Raw genomic sequence first — 17740 nt, forward strand, 5'->3', positions numbered from 1 at the left:
ATTGATGTTTAGACGATTTTATCTCGATGTCACGCCTGTGATCCCATCAACGACGTTCACGACGAAGCAGTCCCCTGGTTTCCTATTGTTTTGACCATACGTACATGCTGGGCCGTTGCCTCGCCTAGTCCGCTGCTTGCGCCGGTAATGACAACGATCTTTCCAGCTATGTTGCTGTTGTTCTCGCTCATCATCTTCACTCCCGCATGTTTATAACGGCCGCTCGGCGGCCAGTCTCCTCTTTAGTAGCGGTCTCCTAAGACCGTGATGTTGGACATGGCGCTCTCGATCTCCCGCAGATCACCTTCGGAGAGGTCGACATTGACCACGCCGATGTTCTCCTCCAGGCGCTCGATCTTGCGGCTGCCCGGAATAGGAACGATCCACGGCTTTTGAGCCAGCAGCCAGGCGAGCGCAATCTGCGCAGGCGTCGCCTGTTTCTGCGCTCCGATTGCTGTCCGCGCTCCGGGTTCAAATGTGACACTGGCGCCGACCACGCGGGCCGGTTCAGGGGCCTCGAACAGGGGGTCAATGCGTACCGTACCGGTAAAGTACTCGGCTGGTCCTTTGCCGGAAGGCTGCGAGCCACTTCTTTTGATGTCCATGTCCTGAAGTCCTCCATTATGCTTACAAAAGTAGAGAGGCGTGCTCTCTGTCTGGAGGTAGTATAGACGCCCTGGAGCACAGGGTGATAGTATGATTGTCGAAAATGATTGTCTGATTCTGCAAATCTTCCAGGTGAGCGTTGGAGAAACATGTGAGGAGGTTACGATGGATGTGGGAAACCACCAGCAGGCAGAACGTGATGCACAGCGGGTACAAGCTAATCGTGAGGAACTGGTTGAGAGGATCGGGCGGGCCATCCGCGAAGATAGGGCTGCCCAGCCGCTTAGAGGGCTTCACCTGTCCCGTTCCTCCTTGTCTCTCAAGCCAGTTCACAGCGTGCTCGAGCCATCCGTGTGCGTGATTGCTCAGGGTAGCAAGGAGGTTCTTCTGGGTGAGAGCCGCTATCGGTACGACCCCTCACAGTATCTTCTCGCCACTGTCGAGTTGCCCCGCGTCAGCCAGGTTCTCGAAGCATCGAAGGAGCGGCCCTACCTCAGCCTCCGCCTGGAACTCACTCCCACCTTTGTCAGTTCGGTTATGGTTGAAGCTGGTCAGGCCTCGCCGAGAGATCATGCTGATGTGAGGGCCATCAACGTTAGCCCGTTGGATGGGAACCTGCTGGACGCCTTTGTGCGGCTCGTCAGGCTCCTGGATTCCCCTACCGAAGCGCAGGTCCTCATGCCACTGATCACGCGGGAAATTATCTACCGACTCCTAGAGGCCCGCCGTCTGATGTTGAGTGAAGACCTCGACGCAGCAAGTGCTGCCTATCGGGTAGGATACAACGACGCCTCCCACTTCAATCGGGAGTACAAAAGCCTCTTCGGTGTCCCACCGATGCACGATGTGCAACGGCTGCGGGAAGAGGCCCTGGAAGGAGCTGGCTGATAAGCCAGAGAGAACCGCTCTCCAGATTGATGAGAGAGTTTGGCATGAATCCCTCGTTCAACAAACCGCCGCAGGAGTCTCCTGCCTTTGAGGCATGAGGTAACTGACCGTCTATTGCTTTCGCTGTAGCCATTGGACGGCGATCAAGGTCTTAGCATCATTAATCTTTCCTTGTTCCAGCAGGCTCCACAACTCGTTCAGGGATAGTTCTACCTGCTCGATATCTTCATGCTCGCCTGCCGCGCCTCCGCCAGCAGCGACCTGGTCGGCGTTCCCTACCTCGGCATAGTAGAGGATGATGCGTTCAGAGGAGCCTCCTGGGGAGACGTAGAAGGTCGCGATATAGGTCAGATCATGTACCTGGTAGCCAATCTCCTCATAGATTTCGCGGCGAATACAGGCTTCAGGTTGCTCGTTCTCGTTGATGCTGCCCGCCACGACTTCTGTAAGCCAGCCTGGCCCCTTCTCATAGGTTGGGTACCTGAACTGGTTAATGAGAATGACCTTCTGGGTATCTCGATTGAAGAGCAGGGCTGCCGCTGAGTCTCCACGCTCAAAAACGAGTCGCTGTACTGGCTCGCTCATCTGCCCATTGAACTTCTCAAAGCGGAGCGTGGCTTCTTGAATTTTGAAGTGCTTTTCGTCGAAGGTGGTGCGTTGCTGCTGAATGTCTACTTTGCGCATAAGCTATCCTCCCTCAGATGATATGTATATAATCATAATACGTTGAGAGATGGGGGAGCCGTTCTGAAAGTAGAAGAGGATTTGACACGAAGTCCAGGAGTCATGTAGGGTCCATGCTAGCTTGGACTCCGAGCGCAGTGACCTTCCCATGTCTGGGTGTTGGCCTGCGGGCCTCGGAGTCCAAGCTAGCATGGACCCTACAATTCATCCCTGGCTCCTTACTCTTGGGGCAAGAGAATGCTTTGTGGGGTGCCGGTTTGGGCGGCCTTTACTGCTGCGAACATCAGCGCCAGGGTGCCGAGATTGTCGCGTCCGGAGCACTCGGCCTCGGTATCGCTTTCAATGGACTGGATGAAGGTTGCCAGGCTGCCGAGGCGGTCGAGGTAGGGAACCTCGGGTAAGGCCAGGCTGGCGCCTTCTTCGCCGATGGTGTAGACAGTAGCGCGGTCGTCGGCTGGCTTGTCGCCGCGTCCAGTCCACTCAATGGAACCGTTATGGCATTCGATGCGCCATTCGCCGTTCCAGGGAGTTTGCGGGCTGGTACTGGCCCAACTTCCCCGATAATTTACCACTGCACCGCCGCTGAACTCAATGGTGGCGGCAGCCGAGGATGGATCATCGAACTGGTCCCAGGAGGTATTCCAGGCGTGGCAGGTGATGCGCTGTGGCTTCTGTTTCAGGAGTTTGCGCATCAGATCAAAGTGGTGTACTGCCATGTCGACCAGGAGCGGTTGCCAGGCGCGATAATAGAGGTAGGCGTCGCGAGGTACATTGACATAGCGACGGAAATCAATATTAATGGTGGAGATCTCTCCCAGCGTCCCCTCTTGTAAGAGAGCATCAACCGCGGCAACCGTCGGCTGGAAGCGATAGTTCTGACTGACCATGAGGTGTACACTACGTTCCCGAGCCAATTTGACCAGGGAGTCGGCCTCTTCCAGTGTAGGCGCGAAAGGCTTCTCAACCAGTACATGCTTATTATGTTCGAGGGCTATACGCGCTAGCGGAACGTGAGCGTTCAGGCCAGCAGTGACCAGTACCGCGTCGCAATCAACCCCTTTTAAGGCCTCTTTCAGATCAGTGAAACATGCTTGAGCAGGTAGGGTATAATCTTCTTGCACACGCTGTAGAGCTTTCTCGCTCATGTCAACGCACGCGACCAGTTCTACGTCTAGATCATTGTTTAGAACGAGTTTTGTCCAGGAGTGGCCCCAGCCACCTACACCTACTTGGATGATACGTAAAGGCATATAGTTCACTTCTTTGCAGGGAATATAAGCGCCAACCACGGAAGTGTTTACAGATAGCGTTGTTCTCCAGGTTGTGTGCTCTATGACTACTGTATAGCTGTAAACATTTTGATGGTACCTGATCTATTTCTTGATTGTCAAGTATACCACTTGTAGGCTTGTAGGTAGATGGCGTCTTAAATGTTCGCCTTTCGCGCCTGCGGTGCTCAGGGTAGGGGATGGAGACGCGTGGTGCGGGCGAATTTGCCCGCACCACGCGAGATCTGAGTAAAGAACGTTGCTTAAGCCAGTGGACGGAAGGTGACTGCTTGTGCCTCTTCTGCGGAAGCACGTCGAACATAGCTCTCTCCGGGCGTGGTTCGTGCGACCTCTCTTCCTCCCTTGAAAACATAGAGGCGGGGTGGCAGCAAGCGCAGGGCCTCGAAGGCGGACGGCGCATCCAGCAGGAGAAAGTCTGCTGGCTTTCCCTCCTCAATCCCATAGCGATCCTCAATGCGTAATGCCTTCGCACCATTGCTTGTAATGAGGTCCAGGACGTCATTGATCTCTTCGTAGCCGCTCATATGGCAGAGAAAGAGCGCCAGTTGCGCGGCCGCGAGCATATCTCCACGTCCCAGGGGGAACCAGGGGTCCATAATGGAGTCATGCCCCAGGGCGACGTTGACACCGTTGGCTAGAAGCTCTTTGATGCGTGTAATACCACGGCGTTTGGGATAGGTATCGAAACGCCCCTGTAAGACAACGTTGTCAAAGGGATTGGCAATTACGTGCATCTGGGCACGCTTGAGCAGGCCCATCAGTTTAAAGGCGTAGGCGTTGTCGTAGGAATGCATGGCGGTGCAGTGGCTGGTGGTCACGCGTCCATGCCAGTTCTGCTTCATCGTATCTGCGGCCATGACTTCGGTAAAGCGCGAGTGAGGATCGTCCGTCTCGTCGCAGTGGCAGTCAATGTCGCGGTTGAACTCCTTGGCAAGCTCAAAGACATAATGGACATCCTCAACGCCCATATCGCGCGTCCACTCATGATGCGGAATGCCGCCCACGATATCGCAACCTAGCCCCATGGCCCGGCGCATGAGCTGCGGTCCCTCGGGGAAGGAGAAGATGCCATCCTGGGGAAAAGCTACCAGTTGTAGCTCACAGATATCGCGGACCTCTTCACGTACCTCTAGTAGCGCCCTCAGAGCCGTCAAATTGGGGTCGCAGACGTCGACATGACTGCGGATATGGAGCGTTCCCTGCGCGACTTCCCAGCGAATCTCTTCCAGGGCGCGGCGCTTAACATCCTCAACAGTCAGGCTGCCTTTGCGCTCACCCCAGATCTGAATGCCCTCAAGCAGTGTCCCTGAGGCATTGTAGCGCGGCTGACCGACTGTGAGTACGGCGTCCAGGTGCACATGCGCATCAATAAAAGGAGGCGAGAACAGCCTGCCTTCGGCCTCGATGACTCGTGCTGCCTGAGAGGCATCCAGGTTTGTCCCTATCCGCGCAAAGAGGCCATCCTTGACCGCGATATCCACAAGATCCTCATGCCTGTGTAGGCGCGCTCCGCGAATGAGTATATCGTATTGCATTAGACGCTTAAATCCTCTCTAGTCTGTACAAAGAGAGACAGGTGGTAGTTTCCTGTAAGCCGGTACGGCATCCAGAAAATTACCACCTGTCTCTGTGCGTATGAGTACAAGTGGCCAACGCTGCTAAAACATGCGCCTACATATAATGGTACCACCATACGTAGGCGTATGCCCCTGTGCCCTTTATGGGTATTTAGCAGCGTCGGTCGAGAACATGAGATTAGTTCTTCGCCTAGCGCTTGCTCTGCTTTAGCTCCAGGGGCGCAGAATCAAGTACGCGATACAGGCGAAGACGACGCCCAGCTCAAAACCAACATCTGCACCGCCCAGGATCTGAGCCAGGGGACCGGTGAAGAGCAGCTGCGAGGCGCCCAGGTAGACGCCGACCAGGCCGAGGGCCATGGAGATCAGCGCGGCCCAGCCAATTGGAAGTTTGCCGGCTGTATTCCAGTCATCCACGTTGTACTTGCCACGGCGGAAGAGGCGATCCTCCAGGAAGAGGATAACCGCCCAGGGACCCAGCCAGTAGGCGACGAGGAGGAGGAAGTTGTCCAGGGCGCTGCTATAGTTCCCTGCGATAGGAATAGCAATCGCGATGTAGATGACGGCGCCAATCAGAGTCCAGATGGCGCGGTTGATCTTCTGGAAGCCCTTGCCCAGTACTTGCATGGTCAGACCCAGGCTATAGTCATTGGGAATATTGTTGGCGACGACGCTTAACGTGAGCAGCGCCAGCAGGAAGGTTCCAAAGCCACCCAGGGGCTGGAGGACGGCGGCCAGGAGATCGCCACCCTCTTTGCCCGCATAGGCTGTGGCTGTGCTCAGGGCCAGCCCCAGGGTCTCGAGCAGGATGCAAGGGATGGTTACGCCCAGGAAGGTCAGCCAGAAGACGCGCGCGGCCGAGGTCTCTTCAGGCTGGTTCACATTGTAGTCAGCGGCGTATGAGGTCCAGCCAGTCGCGAAGCCATAGATCGCGCCACCAAAGGAGAGGAGACCCGCGACCCAGGCCAGGCTCATCGCAGGCGTTGGCACAATAGTGGTCTTGGGACCGCCAATAATCGCCAGGAGCGCGAAGATAATAGCCATGGGAATCCAGGCGAAGCGCTCATAGCGATGGACATATTTGTAACCGTAAATGCTGATAACAGTTGTCAGTGCAGCAATGACGACGATGCCCACCCAGGCAGGTATCGCGCCCTTGCTTAAGGCGGAGACGAGCTGGCCGCCGACGATAACGTTCACGGCCGACCAGCCGATACAGGCCGCGACATTAAAGAGAGCCATGATGATGGCGCCAACCCAGCCAAAGGAGAAGCGGGAGATCGTCATCTGGCGCAGGCCCAGCTTGGGACCCAGCGTCGAGAAGAATGCGACCGGCAAGACGCCTAGAATGTTGAAGAGGACTATAATGGCCAGCCCATCCCAGAAGCCCAGCTTGAAGATAGGGATCGCCAGGCCGCCCAGGGCGACGGTTGAAATAACCAGGTTGGCCGAGAGCCACATGGTAAAGTTGTCAAAAATGCGAACGTGCGCACGCGCTTGAGGAGACACACGCTCAATACCGTGTGTCTCAATTGGCTTCTCAAGATCAGAAACAACAACAGTATCGGTTGCCATTGAAGAAGGACCTTCCTTTACGGGTATACAGATGTGTAAATATAAGTACGTCTATCCTTTTGGCATAGAAAAAACGTTGTAAGCGTAGGCTTACAGCGTCCTCTGCCATTGGAAAAATTATCTCTGCTGTCATTATATGCTAGAGCCTGGCTCTATAGCTACTCGTTTTTTGTGCACTTTGAACAAAAAAATGCTGGCGGAGAAAAATCCGCCTCCATTTGATGGTAAGGTACTTCTATGTATGCCTAGCAAAAAAAAGATACAAGGGATAAATATTGATGAAACTTGAGCGACCCAATATTCCTACGATGCTTTCCCAGCTTGAAAGAGCTTACCAGTTGTTGGCTGACCACTATAACGCCGCTCAAATGGATAGAGAGAGGCTGACCACTATCTTACTGGACTTGTGCTGGTACGCGCAACGCCTGGGCGAAGAGCGATGGGAAGTGGCCCCAAGAGTGGGACATTGGAGCTTTGCTGAAAACGTGTGGCATATTACTGAACAGGCATTAGAAGAGGCCCAACAACCAACCTCCGCCTCTATCGTATACTTTATAGACCATGGGAAAGAACATGTTGGCCAGGCTGCCGAGATCTTTGCCCTGTTTGAATATGGTCAGGCGTAGCCCTGGTTTTTTCAGAGATGTTTATCTAGTTAAAAGGGAACTGTATGACAAATAGTGCTACAACAAAGCTTATTCCACGCAAGGTCCTCTTTGGCAATCCGGTCAAAGCCAGCCCCCAGGTCTCGCCCGATGGCAAACGCCTGGCCTACCTGGCGCCCGTGAATAATGTCCTGAATGTCTGGGTGGGGTCGCTGGAGGGTGACGATTATCAGCCGGTGACCGAAGATACAGAGCGTGGTATACGCTTTTATTTCTGGGCAGCCGATAACAAGCATATCGGCTATATTCAGGATGCTGGTGGTGATGAGAACTGGCGCCTTTACCTGACGAATGTGGAGACGCGCGAGACACGTGACCTGACTCCTTTTGCGAATGTCCAGGCCCGCCTGACTGGCCACGATAAGCATTTTCCCCATGAGTTACTGGTCGCGCTAAATAAAGAGAATCCCCAGGTTCATGACGTCTATCATCTCGATCTCCCTTCGGGCGAATTAAAGCTAGTGGCCAAGAATCCCGGTAATATCGCGAGCTGGGTGATTGATACACAGTTTAAGGTGCGTGGCGCGGTCGTCACTCTTCCAGACGGTGGCAGCGAACTGCTGGTACGCGAGCGGGAGGAGAGCGAGTGGCGCAAGCTTGTCTCGTGGACCTCTGAAGACGCGCTCACAAGCGGCCCCGTTGGCTTTACCCTGGATGGAAACTCTCTCTACCTGGAGGATTCCCGAAACGCCAATGCCTCGCGCCTGGTCAAACTCGCACTCGATAGCGGAGATGTGAGTGTACTGGCGGAGGATGCGCTGTATGATGTCGGCAGCATCATGATCCATCACGATACCTACGAGATCCAGGCTGTGGCCTTCAATCGTGATCGCGTGGAGTGGACCGTGCTTGATTCGGCCTTGCAAGAGGACTTTAAGCTGCTGCGAGAGCTACAGGCCGGCGATATCTCCATCATCAGCCGTGATGACAATGATCAGACCTGGATTGTGGGCTACGTCGTGGATGATGGCCCTGTGGCCTACTATGTCTATGATCGTGCTAGCAAGAGTGGGCGCCTCCTCTTTACCAACCAGCCAGAGCTGAGCAACTACACGCTGGCCCAGATGCAGCCAGTGAGCTTTAAGGCTCGCGATGGCCTTACCATTCATGGCTACCTGACGCTGCCAGCAGGCGAGTCGCAAAAGCCCTTGCCCCTGGTGCTCAACGTGCATGGTGGTCCCTGGGCGCGCGATGGCTGGGGCTATCGTCCCGAGGCCCAATGGCTGGCTAATCGAGGCTATGCCTGCTTGCAGGTCAACTATCGTGGCTCGACCGGCTATGGCAAGGAGTTTTTGAACGCGGGCAATAAAGAGTGGGGCGCTAAGATGCATGATGACCTGGTGGATGCCGTGCACTGGGCCATTGAGCAGGGCATTGCCGATCCCGCGAAGGTTGCGATCTATGGTGGTTCCTACGGCGGCTATGCCGCCCTTGCCGGAGCGACCTTTACCCCCGATCTCTTCTGCTGCGCCGTCGATATCGTAGGACCCAGCAACCTTATCACGCTGATTCGGACCATACCGCCCTACTGGTCGACCTTCCTGGCGAACTTCCACATGCGCGTGGGCAACCCCGATACCGAGGAGGAGTTCCTGAAGTCGCGCTCGCCGCTCTTCAAGGCCGACCAGATCAAGATTCCCATGCTTATCGCGCAGGGTGCCAATGATCCACGCGTGAAGCAGGCCGAGTCAGAGCAGATCGTCGCCGCCATGAAGGAGAAGGGCATTAGCTACGAATATATGCTCTTCCCGGATGAGGGACATGGCTTCGCCAAACCCGAGAATCGCATCAAGTTCTACGTCGCGGCGGAGCGATTCCTCGCCAAGCACCTGGGCGGTCGCTACGAGGAGACAGAGGAGACCGCTTAATTGAGCTTTCTCTAGCTTGATAGCTTCCTCGACAATTGACATGAGAGAATTGCTGGCCCTCTAGCTGGCCATTTTTCGTGCAGCTAGAGGGCCAGAATAGTTTAGTTTCATCTGGATACTATTGATGTTGCTCACTTTGACAAATGGCGACAGTGATGCCTACAATCTGAACTGGTTGGTCAGAGAATGACAGTGGAATCAGCGTTTGACAAGTATGTGCAATGCAACTTAGAAAGGTTGATAGATGCAACAACCACAAACTCATCGTGGAGCACGTGGCTTCGCCCCTTTTCGTGTGAATACGCTCACAGAAGTCCTTCAAAGCTATGATTGGTTTGAGCAGATGCGGACCTCCAGTCCTGTCTACCAGGATGAGCAAACGCATCTCTGGCAGGTCTTTCGTTACGCGGATGTGCAGAAGGTGGCTACCGATTATCAGCACTTCTCTTCTGAGGCCGTGCCGGGCTTCTCGGAGGACTCCTTCTTGCGTGATACGGTTGTGGCGAAAGATCCCCCAGACCATCGCAAGCTGCGCAACCTGGTTAACGTAGCCTTTACGCCCCGCGCGGTGTCGCGCCTGGATGGCCTGGTAGCACAAATTACGCAGGAGCTATTGGACGAGGCTCTGCCCCTGGGCAAGATGGACGTGGTCTCAGATATCGCCTTTCCTCTCCCGGCCAAAGTCATCGCGGAGATGCTGGGCGTGCCACGCGAGGACTGGGATATCTTTCGTCGCTGGGCTATCTCTGAGCCAACTGAGCAGGTGAACTCACGTGAGGAGGCGCTGCGCGCTCGCCAGGCAATGGGTCAGCAGATGCATGATTACTTTGTGGGGCTCCTGGCTGAGCGCAGGCGTTCACCGCGCGAAGATTTAATTACTTCCTTGAGTAGGGCCGAGATCGATGGCGAGCACTTGAGTGAGGATGAACTGGTGAACTTCTGCCTGCTCTTGCTGGCGGCTGGCCAGGAGACGACCAAGAACCTGATTGCTAACGCTATTCTCTGCTTTACCGAGAACCCCGAGGCGATGCAGCGCCTGATTGCGGAGCCAGCTTTGATGCCAGCGGCGATTGAAGAGGTTCTACGCTATCTCGCGCCAGTCTGGTTCCTCTTCCGTCGCACCACGACCGAGGTGGAGCTTGGTGGGCAGCGTATTCCTGCTAACTCTATCGTTCTGCCCTGGCTGGCCTCGGCCAACCGCGATCCAGAGCAGTTTCCTGATCCCAATCGCTTTGATATTCAACGCGAGCCCAACCGCCATCTTGGCTTCGGACACGGCATCCACTTCTGCATCGGTGCGCCCCTGGCCCGCCTGGAGGCCAGGATTGCCCTCCCGATGATGCTGGCCCGGTTGAAGAACATTCAGCGTGTCCCGGATTTTCCTATCACGGTGCGAACTGGCGTCGTCTTTGTCATTCAGTCGCTACCCATCACCTTTGTAGCTTCATGAATTACCCAGTTCCCTGTCGTAGCATCGTCTCTAGAGAAGAGACAACGTTTACGCACGGACCTCGTGCTAGAAAGTGTAGAGAGTTTATGGTTAAGGCCACCTGGAATGGTGTCACGCTGGCGGAGAGCGATAAATGTGTCGTCGTAGAAGGGAATCAGTATTTTCCCCTCGATGCCGTCAAGCGTGAATACTTGAAGGAGAGCGGCACGCATACTACCTGCCCCTGGAAGGGCGAGGCCAGCTATTACTCGGTTGAGGTAGATGGCAAGACGAATAAGGATGCTGCCTGGTACTATCCCATACCCAAGGAGGCGGCTAAGCAGATCAAGGATCACGTCGCTTTTTGGCGTGGTGTCAATGTAGAGGTAGAGTAGAGTATCGCCGCCCTGGACTGCATGTTCAGGGCGGCGATACTCTACTCTATGCCACTGGATTATGCAGGGCTAAACTGCCAACCTGGATGTGTACCTGGTCGCCAGGTTGAAGCGAAAATTGGTCGGGAGGTACGATGCCAGTCCCAGTCAGCAAGAAGGCACCGCGAGGGAAGGCTAACTCCTGTCCCAGATAACTGGCGAGTTCCTCAAGCGTGCGCTTCATCTGTACGGTGCTTACCTCATCGTGGAAGATCAATGTGTTGTTGCGATAAATGGAGAGTGCGATGGGCAGAGAGCGCATCTGATCAGCGCTCGCCAGCAAGATGCCGGGTCCAAGCCCGCATGAGCCGTTGTAGACCTTGGCCTGGGGCAGATAGAGCGGATTCTCACCCTCGATGCTGCGCGAGGACATGTCGTTGCCAGCACAGTAGCCGACAATCTCCATCTGGTTGTTGAGGAGCACCACCAGCTCTGGCTCCGGCACATTCCAGTCGCTATCGCGGCGAATGCGGAGTGGCTGCTGCTCGCCCTGAACGCGCCAGCCCAGGGCTTTGAAGAAGAGCTCTGGTCGTGTGGCGTCATAGACTTTCTCATAGACATCCCCTACTTCAGACTCAAGCTTGCGTGCCTCGCGACTGCGCAAATAGGTGACGCCACTGGCCCAGACCTCCTGCTCTGACTCGATTGGCGCCAGCAGGTGTTCCTTCAGGTCTTCGCCAGTGGAGAGTCCCTCCAGAGTAGCGAGCATATCCTTCGCCGAGAGACTGAGTAAGGAGCTAAGGCTAAAGGTCTCGACGATGACGTGACCATCCCTGGCCCAGCGTATGCCCTGGGGGGTAAGGTGTCGCGTGAGATACATAGTTGCGTCTCCTCTCTGCAAATATGTGTGTCTGTAGAGAAAAGTTGTGAAGGTGGATCGCCCTCGGGCGACCCACCTTCACAACTTTTCTATTCTCTATAGCCAGCGGCTGGTTTCGGTTAGCTCGAAGGTGGTGGTGCCACGGATATCCTGGGAGGATGCGCCGACCAGGACCTCGAAGGTACCAGCCTCAGCCACCCATTGATGCGCTTTGTCATCGAAGTAGGCCAGGGCTTCGCGTCCGATCTCCAGGGTGACAGTCTGCGTTTCGCCGGGGTTGAGCGCGACCTTGGCGAAGGCCTTGAGCTCCTTCTCGGGACGGTGCAGGCTCGCCTTGATATCGCGCACATAGAGCTGCACGATCTCTTTACCAGCTCGCTCGCCTGTATTGGTGATGTCCAGCGAGACCTGGAGGCTGGCGTTGGCGCCTATCGCCCCAGCACCTGCCTTCAGTGGACCATAGGCGAAGCTGGTGTAAGAGAGGCCATAGCCAAATGGGAAGAGGGGTGTGACCTTCTTTTTATCGTAATAGCGATACCCAACGAAGAGTCCCTCTCCATAATGTACTTTCCCGTTCTCGCCGGGATAGTTGATATAGGCAGGGTTGTCCTCCAGGCGTACGGGGAAGGTCTGTGCCAGCTTGCCCGAGGGATTCACATCGCCAAAGAGGACATCAGCGATGGCATTGCCACACTCCTGACCCGGATACCAGGCCTGCACGACTGCCGCGACCTTCTCTAGCCAGGGCATGGCGTTGGGCGTACCCGCGTTGAGCACCACGATGGTATTGGGGTTGGCTTCCGCGACCCGCGCAATCAACTCATTCTGTTCGCCTGGCAGCTCCATAGCGGCGCGGTCGAAGCCCTCGCTCTCCCACTCGCCATTTAAGCCCGCGAACACTAGCGCGATGTCGGCCTGAGCGGCCAGGGCAGCGGCTCGCCCAATCATGTCTTCGGGAAGTGGTGGCAGGCAGCCCAGGCGTACGGCAGAGGCCATGGTGTTCGCGCTTTTGCCAAATTCAAGCACGAGATCATATGCCTGCCCCGCCTGCATCTCCACACGCTGTCGTACTTCGGTGCTCCCCATGCCAAAATAGCTGTCGCCGGGCGTCGGGCTGGTCCAGTTATCAATGACTTCCTCTCCATCAATGAAGAGGCGGCTCAAACCTGCGCTGACGAGACTGAAGGTATAGGTACCGGTCGCCTGGGCCACGAAACGCCCCGTAGCGCGCACGGCGAAGCGGTGGGGATCGATGCCCTCGGGCAGCGGGCCAAACCACATACGCTCGCTTGTCTCAAGTTGCTCTTGCTGGACAGGTGTGCCCTCCGGCGTTGCTGTGTTGAAATATGCTAGAGAGAAAGCATGCTCGGCCCCTTCCTCATTAACGAGGAACTGAGTATCAAGGAGAGGTAGCAGCTTGTGGCTGGTGCAGCCCTGCTCGTAGCCAACCTCTGTTCCCTCGCCCAGTTTGGCGAGGATGCCTTCGAAGGGCGAGATCCGGTAGTGTGGATTGACCTGGGCGCTGCCGCCGCCCATGATCTGGGCCTCTTTGGCGTTTGGCCCGATAATGGCGATGGAGCGTAACGCCTCGCGCTGGAGCGGTAGCGCATTCTGCTCATTCTTCAGCAGGACTATGCCCTCGGCGGCTGCCTTGCGAATCAGGGCGCGGTGCTCGGGCAGGTCAATCGCCTGCTCTGGCTCCTCCTCTGGCTGCGCGAACTTTCCGGCTTTCTCCAGCAAGTTTAGGAGTCTGAAGACGCTCTTATCGATGGTCTCTTCCGTGACTTCGCCATCCTTGACGGCCTGGAGCAGTTTCTCGCCACGCCACAGCCCGGGTCCTGGCATCTCCAGGTCGAGGCCCGCGTTCACGGAGGCGGCGGTGCTCTTGACCGACATAAACCAGTCGGACATCACTACGCCATCAAAGCCCCACTCATCGCGCAGGATGCTTTGCAGGAGTTCTGGATGCTCGCTGGCAGCGACACCATTGACGAGGTTATAGGAGGCCATGACGGCCCAGGTGTTGGCCTCACGAACAGCGGCCTCAAAGGGAGGGAGATAGATCTCGCGTAGCGTGCGCTCATCAATCTCGGTGCTGATGCTGTAGCGCTCGAACTCTGACTCGTTACCGGCATAGTGTTTGACGGTTGCGCCGACGCCCTGGCTCTGGATGCCCCGAATGTAGGCCACAGCCATCCTGGCTGTGAGGTAAGGGTCCTCAGAGAAGCTCTCAAAATTACGTCCGCCAATGGGAGTGCGGTGGATATTTACCGTGGGAGCCAGCAGGACGCGTGCTCCCTTGCTCTTTGTCTCCTGGGCCAGCGCCTGCCCAACACGTTCGACCAGGGCGGTATCCCAGGTTGCCGCGAGATTGGCCCCGCAAGGGAAGCAGGCGGCGGTGACGCCTCCCTGCATGGCGCCACCCCGGGCGCCGTTAGGACCATCGCTCACTTTTAACGCGGGGATGCTCAGTCGATCATTGACAATAGTATGCCACATATCGGCGCCAGCGAGCATGGCGACCTTCTCCTGGAGCGTCATTTGCTGAAGCAGGTTCTCTGTGGTCTCAGACATATTTTTATCCCTTTCGATAATATGTATAGACACTCGTATATTGTATCGCGTTTTGGCGCGGGTTTGTAGGTGGTAAGTGATATGAGGAAGGTTGTAAAGCTCCTCAAAAGCCCCACTCGATGTATGCTACAATTAGCCAATAGAAGAAAAAATTTAGAGGATACTATTTGTGGATATACACTATACCAATCCTGTCTGGCAGGGAGATATGCCAGATCCCTTCGTACTGAAGTGGGAGGGCCAGTATTATGCCTTTGGTACTGGTGGTCAGAAACGCGAGGCGAACGGCAATATTTTTCCGGTCCTGCGCTCGAATGACCTCGTGCACTGGCAGGCCTGTGGAGGCGCGCTGATACCGCCTCCAGCCGAGCTTGGAGACGATTTCTGGGCGCCAGAGGTTGCCTATGATGGAGGGAAATTCTACCTCTATTACTCGATTGGCAAAGGGTTGCGCCATCAACTGCGCGTGGCGACGAGCGAGTCTCCTGTGGGGCCATATCAAGATACAGGTATGCCCCTGGTCGATCCGCGAATCCAACCCTTCTGTATTGATGCTCACCCCTTTCGTGACGACGACGGCCAGTGGTATCTCTTCTATGCTCGTGACTTTCTCGATACCGAGCATGGCTATCACCAGGGGACCGCGCTGGTCATGGATCGTTTAGCGACGATGACGCGCCTGGCTGGCGAGGAGACAACCGTCTTGCGTGCACGCCATGACTGGACGCTCTTCGAGGCTCAGCGCTCCATGCCCCACTATGGTATCACTGCCGATTGGCACACCCTGGAGGGTCCCTGTGTACGCAAGCACGCTGGCCGCTACTACTGCTTCTATAGCGGCTCCAGCTTTATGACCGAGAATTACGGAGTAGATTACGCTATCAGCAGCAGCGTGCGCGGTCCCTATACGGGCGAGGGCAGCGAGGCCCGCGTGCTGCGTAGTGTGCCAGGAAAGGTGCGTGGCCCTGGACATCACTCAATTGTGCTAGGTCCCGATGGACGGACGGAGTATATTGTGTATCACGCCTGGGATGCGCAGATGCAGGTGCGCCAGATGTGCATTGATCGCCTGCTGTGGGCCTACGAAGGCCCTCGCTGCGCTGGCCCCTCGGTTGATCTCCAGCGGATCGTTCTCTAAGCAGAAATAGGTTCTCAGTAGCATATATAAGGGATGGGTATGTGGCACGGGCAATTGCCCGTGCCACATACCCATCCCTTATACCTACAGGCGAGCTTGCGAGCCGAGACGATAGAGGACGGATACTTTCATGGTTGATGGATAGCCACGCCCCGGGTCGAGAGCGAGCGTTCCCTTTGTTACGACATGGCAGGAGTATCTTGTGTGGTAGTGACTCTATGCTTTAGCGCGCGTTTGCTCTTTTTCTTGCCCGCAAGAATGCGGCGAGAGAGGAGGGGAGCTACCAGGAGAAAGCTGGCAACATAGATGCCCAGAGCCCAGGTGGCGTGCGTGTCGCTACCGGTCATGATGCCATGGACGCCCGCGAGTACGAAGATGGCCAGGGTGAGGACGTGCAGGCGCTTCCACCATGTATAACCAATGCGAGGGCGGAGCAAGGTGCTCAGGCCAATCGCCAGGCCAAGGTACAGGCCAATGATGCCCAGGGCCATCCAGGGTGGGCGATAATGACTGGCGAATGGAAGCAAGATCTCGCGCCAGCCGAAATGGGTAAAGGGATCGACCCACACGGCCGCGATATGAATGCCCAGGAAGGTCGTACTGAGTAACGTGAGAAAGTTATGTAATTCGCTATTGATCAAGCGTGGCCAGTGGGTGCGCGACTGCACCTGTGTAGAGAGCGCGAGTCCCACAAACACTGCCAGCGTGAGCAGAATATAGGAGGTGAAGCCTCCGGCCCGGGCGACGTCCCAGGTAATGTCTTGCCAGATGACGTTCATTGTTCCTCACCCTTCATAAGTGCTATGGGCCAGGACTCAATGGCCTCCCATGTCCCATCCTCGCGCACAAATAGGCCCGCGATACGATGGGCGCGCAGGAAGGCTGCACCTTGCTCAAACCCAAGAATAAAGGCGACTTTGGCTGCGACCTCGGCCTGCTCGCAACGGTCGGCCGCGACGGTTACCGACCAGAGATCGTTCCAGGCAGGTAGACCCGTGTGTGGATGGAGCAGATGATGATAGCGTGTCTGGCCCTGCTGCCAGTGACGGCGCGCGATGCCCGAGGTGGCAAGGGCGCCCGCCCGCAACGGAATGGTCCAGGACTCTTCGTGCCCAGGAATGGCAATCGGCCACTGGCCCTCCCCAGGAGGTAGTCCCAACACCGCCAGGTCGCCACCTGCATTCACCAAAGCGTAGGAGATGCCCTCTCTCTGGAGAAGATGTAGCGCGGCATCAACCGCCATGCCTTTGGCGATCCCGCCAAAATCCAACTTACAACCCAGGGGCAGGGTGATACGCCGCGCGGCCCGGTCGACCTGGATTGCTCGCCAGCATCCTCCCGGAATCCCCCTATCTCAGGTTTATCCTGCCGAGGCGCGATAGCCTCAAAGGTGCGATCATATCCCAGGTGTATTAGCTGTTCCAACAAGGTTGGATCATAGATCCCCTCTGTCGCGTGGGCTGCTGTCAGGGCCGTCTCCAGCGTGTTTAAGAGCAGCTCGCTGACAATGGTAGGTACCCCTGGCTGCCGGTTCAGTTGGGAAAGCTCACTCTCGGGCAGGAAACGGCTTAGTGTGCTTTCCCAGACGTTGAAGAGCGCGCGTACCAGTTGTTCTCCCGCCTCTGCCTGTTCTATAGGCAGTAGGAGGGAGATGGTGGTTCCCATCGCCTTGAACTCGCGGCGTCCCATGCCCAGAGGATCTCGATAGTCAGGAGGCGCGGGAGCCACTGACAGGACCTTGGGGGCTATAGCTGGGCGCGTTATTGACGACTGCTGGTAGTCTGTAGTTTGTGCCTCCCTGGGTATAAGCTGGCGCGCTGGTGGCCGTTGGAGTAGCGGTACTGGTTCCCTGTAAGGCATCTTGCGATCCAAGGTTATTTCCTTCCTGCTGCTGGAAAAAACTGTTGCTCTTCTGAGATGTAGCTGTGGTGGGTGTCACGTGTTTGGCGGTTGATGATGGGTTCGTTGGCTTAGCCGCTGTCTGTAATTGAGAATAGGCGATCAGGCTACCAACGATACCAAAGGTGGCAAGTGAGGCAATAACGGTACCTCGCTTAAAGATGTTTGCCAGAGCCAACGCCCGCGCCTTGAGCATTGGTTTAGCAGGCGAGGCCGGGGCTTTTGCCTGGGAGCGAACCGCTTTTGTTTTAGCTAAGTTGAATGACTGTGTTTCCATGAGAGAGGCTACTTTCT

General features: G+C 56.1%; 17 protein-coding genes and 1 pseudogene. 6 read left to right on the forward strand and 12 right to left on the reverse strand.

Going from position 1 to position 17740, the window contains the following annotated elements:
• Positions 1-101: 101 nt before the first annotated feature.
• Together JMJ04_RS39615 and JMJ04_RS39620 are read right to left on the reverse strand one after the other, a co-directional pair.
• Positions 102-191, reverse strand: a pseudogene (locus tag JMJ04_RS39615) (oxidoreductase); the annotation flags it as partial.
• Positions 192-242: 51 nt separating this feature from the next.
• A complete protein-coding gene (locus JMJ04_RS39620) occupies positions 243-605 on the reverse strand; it encodes an aldo/keto reductase (RefSeq protein WP_201375869.1) in 363 nt (120 codons plus the stop codon).
• A gap of 166 nt (positions 606-771) precedes the next feature.
• Here JMJ04_RS39620 and JMJ04_RS39625 point away from each other — a divergent pair, with 166 nt between their 5' ends.
• Positions 772-1494, forward strand: coding sequence for an AraC family transcriptional regulator (locus JMJ04_RS39625; RefSeq protein ID WP_201375870.1), 723 nt, complete (start codon positions 772-774; stop codon positions 1492-1494).
• 111 nt (positions 1495-1605) lie between these two features.
• On the opposite strand, the gene JMJ04_RS39630 is transcribed toward JMJ04_RS39625, so the two are convergent.
• The 4 genes from JMJ04_RS39630 to JMJ04_RS39645 all read right to left on the reverse strand — a co-directional run bounded on the left by JMJ04_RS39630 (position 1606) and on the right by JMJ04_RS39645 (position 6619).
• On the reverse strand, positions 1606-2178 hold the full coding sequence (locus tag JMJ04_RS39630; RefSeq protein WP_201375871.1) for an NUDIX domain-containing protein: 573 nt from the start codon (positions 2176-2178) through the stop codon (positions 1606-1608).
• A 218-nt stretch (positions 2179-2396) separates the two neighbouring features.
• The gene (locus tag JMJ04_RS39635; protein WP_201375872.1) at positions 2397-3428 is read right to left on the reverse strand and encodes a Gfo/Idh/MocA family protein; all 1032 of its coding nucleotides are present in this window, start codon (positions 3426-3428) and stop codon (positions 2397-2399) included.
• 281 nt (positions 3429-3709) lie between these two features.
• Positions 3710-5002, reverse strand: a complete 1293-nt coding sequence (gene codA / locus JMJ04_RS39640; RefSeq protein WP_201375873.1) for a cytosine deaminase — start codon at positions 5000-5002, stop codon at positions 3710-3712.
• Between the two features lie 249 nt (positions 5003-5251).
• The gene (locus JMJ04_RS39645) at positions 5252-6619 is read right to left on the reverse strand and encodes a purine-cytosine permease family protein (protein ID WP_201375874.1); all 1368 of its coding nucleotides are present in this window, start codon (positions 6617-6619) and stop codon (positions 5252-5254) included.
• A 278-nt stretch (positions 6620-6897) separates the two neighbouring features.
• On the opposite strand from JMJ04_RS39645, the gene JMJ04_RS39650 reads away from it, so the two are divergent.
• The 4 genes from JMJ04_RS39650 (at position 6898) to JMJ04_RS39665 (ending at position 10976) form a co-directional block, all read left to right on the forward strand.
• The gene (locus tag JMJ04_RS39650) at positions 6898-7245 is read left to right on the forward strand and encodes a hypothetical protein (RefSeq protein ID WP_201375875.1); all 348 of its coding nucleotides are present in this window, start codon (positions 6898-6900) and stop codon (positions 7243-7245) included.
• A 44-nt stretch (positions 7246-7289) separates the two neighbouring features.
• On the forward strand, positions 7290-9152 hold the full coding sequence (locus JMJ04_RS39655; protein WP_201375876.1) for a S9 family peptidase: 1863 nt from the start codon (positions 7290-7292) through the stop codon (positions 9150-9152).
• Positions 9153-9396: 244 nt separating this feature from the next.
• Positions 9397-10602 (forward strand): cytochrome P450, encoded by a 1206-nt coding sequence (locus JMJ04_RS39660; RefSeq protein ID WP_201375877.1) that lies wholly within the window; start codon positions 9397-9399, stop codon positions 10600-10602.
• 86 nt (positions 10603-10688) lie between these two features.
• Positions 10689-10976, forward strand: a complete 288-nt coding sequence (locus JMJ04_RS39665) for a DUF427 domain-containing protein (protein ID WP_201375878.1) — start codon at positions 10689-10691, stop codon at positions 10974-10976.
• A gap of 46 nt (positions 10977-11022) precedes the next feature.
• On the opposite strand, the gene JMJ04_RS39670 is transcribed toward JMJ04_RS39665, so the two are convergent.
• Positions 11023-11835 (reverse strand): fumarylacetoacetate hydrolase family protein, encoded by an 813-nt coding sequence (locus JMJ04_RS39670; RefSeq protein ID WP_201375879.1) that lies wholly within the window; start codon positions 11833-11835, stop codon positions 11023-11025.
• A gap of 96 nt (positions 11836-11931) precedes the next feature.
• Positions 11932-14409 carry a beta-glucosidase gene (locus JMJ04_RS39675; RefSeq protein WP_201375880.1) on the reverse strand — a complete coding sequence of 826 codons (2478 nt, stop codon included), beginning with the start codon at positions 14407-14409 and terminating at the stop codon, positions 11932-11934.
• Between the two features lie 169 nt (positions 14410-14578).
• Here JMJ04_RS39675 and JMJ04_RS39680 point away from each other — a divergent pair, with 169 nt between their 5' ends.
• Positions 14579-15547 (forward strand): glycoside hydrolase family 43 protein, encoded by a 969-nt coding sequence (locus tag JMJ04_RS39680; protein WP_201375881.1) that lies wholly within the window; start codon positions 14579-14581, stop codon positions 15545-15547.
• Between the two features lie 179 nt (positions 15548-15726).
• On the opposite strand, the gene JMJ04_RS39685 is transcribed toward JMJ04_RS39680, so the two are convergent.
• The 4 genes from JMJ04_RS39685 to JMJ04_RS39700 are packed head-to-tail and all read right to left on the reverse strand — an operon-like array spanning position 15727 to position 17723.
• Positions 15727-16326 carry a ferric reductase-like transmembrane domain-containing protein gene (locus JMJ04_RS39685; protein WP_201375882.1) on the reverse strand — a complete coding sequence of 200 codons (600 nt, stop codon included), beginning with the start codon at positions 16324-16326 and terminating at the stop codon, positions 15727-15729.
• Positions 16323-16817 (reverse strand): FAD:protein FMN transferase, encoded by a 495-nt coding sequence (locus JMJ04_RS48275; RefSeq protein ID WP_338001081.1) that lies wholly within the window; start codon positions 16815-16817, stop codon positions 16323-16325. The genes JMJ04_RS39685 and JMJ04_RS48275 overlap by 4 nt, the downstream gene beginning before the upstream one ends.
• On the reverse strand, positions 16730-17275 hold the full coding sequence (locus JMJ04_RS48280) for an FAD:protein FMN transferase (protein WP_201375884.1): 546 nt from the start codon (positions 17273-17275) through the stop codon (positions 16730-16732). Before JMJ04_RS48280 ends, JMJ04_RS48275 begins: the two co-directional genes overlap by 88 nt.
• On the reverse strand, positions 17256-17723 hold the full coding sequence (locus JMJ04_RS39700; RefSeq protein ID WP_201375885.1) for a hypothetical protein: 468 nt from the start codon (positions 17721-17723) through the stop codon (positions 17256-17258). The genes JMJ04_RS48280 and JMJ04_RS39700 overlap by 20 nt, the downstream gene beginning before the upstream one ends.
• Positions 17724-17740 lie beyond the last annotated feature (17 nt).

It is taken from the genome of Ktedonobacter robiniae, assembly GCF_016587375.1.
Taxonomy (GTDB): Bacteria; Chloroflexota; Ktedonobacteria; order Ktedonobacterales; family Ktedonobacteraceae; genus Ktedonobacter; species Ktedonobacter robiniae.